The 5,082-nt window shown below is 57.5% G+C and carries 6 protein-coding genes; all 6 read left to right on the top strand.

What is annotated here, in order from left to right; translation table 11 throughout:
* Positions 1 to 1,080 (top strand): hypothetical protein (locus ADK28_RS32215; RefSeq protein WP_048796285.1); only part of this gene is annotated, 1,080 nt, incomplete at its 5' end.
* Positions 1,064 to 2,266, top strand: a complete 1,203-nt coding sequence (locus ADK28_RS17625) for a phage baseplate assembly protein (protein ID WP_053093515.1) — start codon at positions 1,064 to 1,066, stop codon at positions 2,264 to 2,266. The genes ADK28_RS32215 and ADK28_RS17625, both read left to right, overlap by 17 nt.
* A 72-nt stretch (positions 2,267 to 2,338) precedes the next feature.
* Positions 2,339 to 3,556 carry a tyrosine-type recombinase/integrase gene (locus ADK28_RS17620; RefSeq protein WP_048796270.1) on the top strand — a complete coding sequence of 406 codons (1,218 nt, stop codon included), beginning with the start codon at positions 2,339 to 2,341 and terminating at the stop codon, positions 3,554 to 3,556.
* A gap of 304 nt (positions 3,557 to 3,860) precedes the next feature.
* The gene (locus ADK28_RS17615) at positions 3,861 to 4,091 is read left to right on the top strand and encodes a helix-turn-helix transcriptional regulator (RefSeq protein WP_048796271.1); all 231 of its coding nucleotides are present in this window, start codon (positions 3,861 to 3,863) and stop codon (positions 4,089 to 4,091) included.
* A gap of 4 nt (positions 4,092 to 4,095) precedes the next feature.
* Positions 4,096 to 4,608 carry a host cell division inhibitor Icd-like protein gene (locus tag ADK28_RS33050; RefSeq protein WP_239686256.1) on the top strand — a complete coding sequence of 171 codons (513 nt, stop codon included), beginning with the start codon at positions 4,096 to 4,098 and terminating at the stop codon, positions 4,606 to 4,608.
* The coding region (locus ADK28_RS17605; RefSeq protein ID WP_048796284.1) for a hypothetical protein at positions 4,601 to 5,082 on the top strand (482 nt) is incomplete at its 3' end. The genes ADK28_RS33050 and ADK28_RS17605, both read left to right, overlap by 8 nt.

Genomic DNA, 5,082 nt, shown 5'->3' with positions numbered 1-5,082 from the left:
GGCAGCGGTGAGCTGATCCACCCGGTATTCGGCTCTTATCCCAAGGTGCAGTTACTTGAATGCGGCATCTTCCACCGCGCTGACTATGTGGACTGCGCCCATGTTGAGCTGGTGTTTGTCGAGTCGGCCCCGGACCAGCAGTTTTTCAGCAGGCAGTACCCCACCCAGCAGGCTGATGCGATTGATTTGAACACCGACAGCCTGCTGGATGCTGCGCTGGCGGCCTGGAATAAAATGATGGCCGAACTGCAGAAAGCGCAGTACACCATGGAGCGCTACCGCAACCTGGTCAATACCGCTGAGTTTATGATCCAGAGTTTGTCTGCTCAGATTAACGGCATTGCGATGTCCGGATTGGATTATCTGGATATGCCTGGCCAGTTCGTCAGCGACCTCAAGGGGCAGCTGAATACCTACAGCAATACGCTGTCCTTCACCGGCAACCGCATCACCTCTGACTGGCGCTCGCTGACCGGTATGGGCGGCAGTGTTATTGCCATGCCGGCGCAACGCGCCCGCCAAGGAGTTTCCGAGAACAGCAACAACGTCATCACCGTCCCGACGATGGCCACCACCACAGTGATGCCGGATGAAGATCTGCAGGCGATCACCGAGACCACTCGTCTCACAGTTATTACTGAGTTGGGCAGTATCGCCGGCATGATCCTCGGTAATGAGCTGATCACCCCGACGCTTTCCAGCGATCAGGTCAGCGATATTCTGGCCGACGTGCGCAGCACTATCCAGGACGCCATCGACGCTGAACGCACCCGTGAGATTCTGGTACAACAGGAGAGTGTCCTCAACAGTAATACTACCGCCGATACCAGCGACAATGCGGTCATCGTCGAGACGCTGAAAACCCTGGCGCTACAGCTGCAGGCGCTGGCGCAGGCCGTCATCCTGGCCGAACCGCCGCTGATTCAGCGCACAGTGGACAGCGATTGCAATCTCCATCTACTGGCGCACTTCTGGTACGGCGATTACAGCCGCGCCGATGAATTGCTGCGCCTCAACCCCGACCTGAGCAGCCCGAATCACATCACGCAAGGAATGGTGCTCTATGCCTACGCCAAATAACCCTGCTGCAGGTAACACGGCAGCCAAACAACCCCAACCGCGTGACAAGCTGGCGCTGCTCATCGGCAGTAGCATGCATGATGACTGGCAACGCTACGAGGTCGATGCCGATCTGCTCACTCCGGCCGATGGCTGGATGGTGACGCTGGGTTTTCCGTCCGGCAAAATGCCGGCGGACATTAAAGCTGGCGTGCGCGTTCTGCTCAAAGTTGGCCAGGACACGGTCATGACCGGCCGCATGGATACACTGCGCCACGGTATCCAGCAAAATCAACACCTGCTGCTGATGTCAGGCCGTGATGCCAATGCCGTATTGGTTGACTGTTCCGCGCCGATATTTACCGCCTGCGAGATGACGCTGCAGGAAGTGATCGCCAAAATCGTGAAGCCGTTCGGTATCACCAATATCCGTATCGCGGCCACCAAGCCACTGACCAGCGCCAAAACCAGTATTGAGCCAGGCATGACTGCCTGGGAGGCATTGACCCAGGCAGCAGAAGCTAGCGGTCTGTGGCCCTGGACGGACCCGGACGGCACGTTGGTGATCGGTGGCCCGGATTACACCACGCCCCCGGTCGGGACACTGGTGATGAACTACAGCGGCCAGGGCAACAACATTCTGAGCATCACGCAGGATGAGTCCATCGCCCGCCGTTATTCCCAGACTACAGTCCTGGCCCAGCAACACGGTAGCGGCGACGAGGACGGACAGAATGCCATGCGCGCCTCGGTCTCCGACTCGCAAATTGCGCTCTATCGCCCAAAAATCATCGTCACTCACGATGCGCAGAGTCAGCAGGAAGTGGAGTTCCGCGCCCGTAAGGCACAGGCCGATGCACGTCTGGCGGGCTTTACGCTCACTGTCGCCGTGCGCGGGCTGCGCGCCCCGAACGGTCATCCCTGGACACCCGGCCAGCGCGTGCACGTGGTCAGCGAACCGCACGGCATCGACGCCATTTTCTTCCTGATGAAACGCAACTTCACCGGGGGCAGTTTGGGGGCTGGGGAAAAGACCACGCTTACCCTCAAGGAAGACGGGGTCTGGATACCGGACGCATATCTAATCTACTGTTTTATAGCGTTTCATACGGTTTTAAAATCACCCCTAACCCTCTGTTTTATAAGCCTGCTTTGTTCGATGCGGTTTTATAGCGTTTCATACAGTTTCGTTAAAAGTGGGGCTTGAAGTGGGGCTTGATTGGGGGCTTGGTTTTAACAAAGTGGGGCTTGCTATGATTTTTAAACAGGAAAAATGACCATGAAATTAACCGACAAAGCCTTGCGGGGCGCGGCTCCAAGGGGTAAACCGTACAAGGTTTACGATGGATACGGATTGTATGTTGAGGTGCGTCCGTCCGGGCGTAAGGTGTGGTGTTACAAGTATCGCTTTGTTAACAAAGAGAAAAAATTGACGATGGGCGACTATCCCGCCATCTCGCTGGCTGAGGCGCGGGACTTGGCGATAGATGCCCGCCGAAGTGTGGCGGCGGGTAACGACCCTGCGAGGGCCAAGCAGGAACACATGAGGTCAGAGCAGCGGGCTGAAATGAACAAATTCAGCGCCGTGCTCGCTGAGTGGCAGCGATTGCGGAAAGACCGTGTAACAGAGCGGACTCACCTCAAGCAGAGTCTGCGCATTGAACGTGACGTGCTGCCAACGCTGGGTAACATGCGGGTCACGGATATTACCCCGCTTGATGTACTGGAGTTGGTGCGGCGACTGGAGCGCAAACACGGTCAGGGTATCGCCGCCCTGAACCTGTCGTACATCACGCAGGTGTTACGCCTTGCCGTGCAAACCGGGCTCATTGAGCACAACCCGGCCAGTGAGCTTACCGGCGTGGTATCCCGGCAGGAAAAAAGCCATCGACCGGCCCTGCCAGTGGACGATATTCCCCGTTTTCTGTCTGGGCTGGATGCTTCATCCTGTCACCCTTTCACCAAGTGGGGGCTGCGCCTGTTGCTACTGACGTTCGTCCGCCCCTTTGAGCTGTGCGGGGCAGAATGGGAGGAGTTCGACGAAAAGAAACGACTGTGGCGCATCCCCGCCAGCCGCATGAAGGGGAGCAGTGACCACCTTGTGCCGCTGTCTGAGCAGGCGCTTACCATGCTGGTATCGTTGCGGGCGCTGTCAGGGAAAAGCCGTTACCTGTTCCCCAGCAGTAGCGCAGCCAAACACATCACCACCAATGCGTTAAGCACGGCCATGATTCGGCTTGGCTGGCGGGGTAAGGCTGTGCCGCACGGATTCAGGGCGCTGGCGAGTTCGGTACTCAACGAACACGGATTCAGCCCGGATGCCATCGAGCGCCAGTTAGCACACGTGGAGCGAAACAAGGTGCGAGCGGCCTACAACCGGGCGCAGTACCTGCCAGAACGTACCCGCATCATGCAGTGGTGGGCTGATTTTGTTGATGGTAGCGAAGTCTCCGGCGCGGTTGTGCCGGTCGATTTCAGGCGGGTATCCAACGCCTGAGCCGCACCACGTCTGACATGACCGCTAATCAGCGGTCTTTTTTTTGCCTGAAATAAAAAACACCTACACGCGCGAGGCTAAAAAAGGTGTAACGGTGTAACAGACTACTTTTTTATTAGTTAACTTATTGAGTATTAATACAAATATGGCGTTACACCTACTGTTACACCGGGATTGAAAAAGGTGTAACAGGTGTAACGCCGGTAATTACCCCCTGACCGGCTTCACCTCTTCGCCGCCTGCTCTATCCGGTTCAATGGCGTTCGATACGGTTTTACTGACCGTCAACGCAAGGACATTGACCATGAAACGAGATAGCGCAGCATTCACCCTGCCGGAAACCGGTCTGGTGCGAGAAAAAGACGTGTTGATCCATGTGGCCCCGGTCGCCCGTAGCACGCTGTGGCACTGGCGCAGAAAGGGGAAATTCCCCGCACCGGTCAAGATGGGCGACAACGCCAACGGCTACCGCGCGGAAGAATTGCGGGCGTGGCTGGAAAAGCTGGCCCCGGTGTTACTGAGTACGCAGGGGTAACGGCATGAATAATTTCACTGACCCGCAATTTTCCGTTGACGGATTTTCAGCAAGCGGCTATCGTTTCACCGCTGCCCCACATTGGGCAGTCGGGTTTTGCAGCCTGAACACTTGTGCGGACAACCGCAAACAATCCGTAATGCGGTATTTTTATGTCCGTGATTTGCCATGTTGCGCCAGAATTATGGTGGGACGTGGCGGGGAGGCCTTCGCGCCTGCTGGTCTCACAAGTGCCAGTCTGCAAACCCCGCCACGTCCTGCCACCCCGTTTTGCAGCGGGAGGCAGGTTGAAAAATCAACTTGTGAGGCCGTTATCATGGCTATGACCCGCTACACCCAGAATTCCCCTGAGTTTGTTTTTTATTTCCTCGCCGTGCGCCGCGCTGACCTCGACGCCGTTCCGCACCGTGAATCTGTGACCGCTCCCGATGAACTGACCGCTCGCCGCCTGTTGGCGCGTGATTTCGTGCTGCTGTTCGCTGGCCGCATCCCGGCCAAGGCGGTGCAGCATGGCTAATCGCACGCAGTATCAACCGTGGAACGACATCGACACGGCCAAGCCGGATTTTCCCTGCGACATGACAGCCAACATCCGAATGAGCGCCCCCTTGTTCACTCGCCTGCCTGCGGTGGGCGAGTGGTTTCAGGGGCTGGGTAACGGTGAACGGCTGGAGGTGGTCGCCTACTTTCAGGCTGAGCGCATCGCGCACCTGAATTGTCTGACCCGCTGCGGCACCTTCAAAACCTTCCGGCTGGCTGACTTTGTGCAGCAACATCGTCCGCTGATGCGGAATGCCATCATTGACGCGCCCCGCGTTACGGACGGCCACACACCCCGCCAGCTACTGGCCGCGCACCAACTGGCGAACACCACGCTGCACGACATGGCAACGGCACAGGAAATGTGTCATGGGCGTTGGCTGACGGTGTATCGCCGCCTGAAAATTCACGGACTTCCCACCGCCGGCCGTAACGTCAACCGCTGCCCGTT

It is taken from the genome of Serratia sp. 506_PEND, from assembly GCF_001076875.1.
Taxonomy (GTDB): Bacteria; Pseudomonadota; Gammaproteobacteria; order Enterobacterales; family Enterobacteriaceae; genus Serratia; species Serratia marcescens.
This window is presented reverse-complemented; position numbering and strand designations above follow the sequence as displayed.

What these genes read in the sequence shown, in the direction of transcription:
- ADK28_RS17625 (WP_053093515.1), top strand. Translation starts at nt 1,064, where the DNA reads ATGCCTACGCCAAATAACCCTGCTGCAGGTAACACGGCAGCCAAACAA.
- ADK28_RS17620 (WP_048796270.1), top strand. Translation starts at nt 2,339, where the DNA reads ATGAAATTAACCGACAAAGCCTTGCGGGGCGCGGCTCCAAGGGGTAAA.
- ADK28_RS17615 (WP_048796271.1), top strand. Translation starts at nt 3,861, where the DNA reads ATGAAACGAGATAGCGCAGCATTCACCCTGCCGGAAACCGGTCTGGTG.
- ADK28_RS33050 (WP_239686256.1), top strand. Translation starts at nt 4,096, where the DNA reads ATGAATAATTTCACTGACCCGCAATTTTCCGTTGACGGATTTTCAGCA.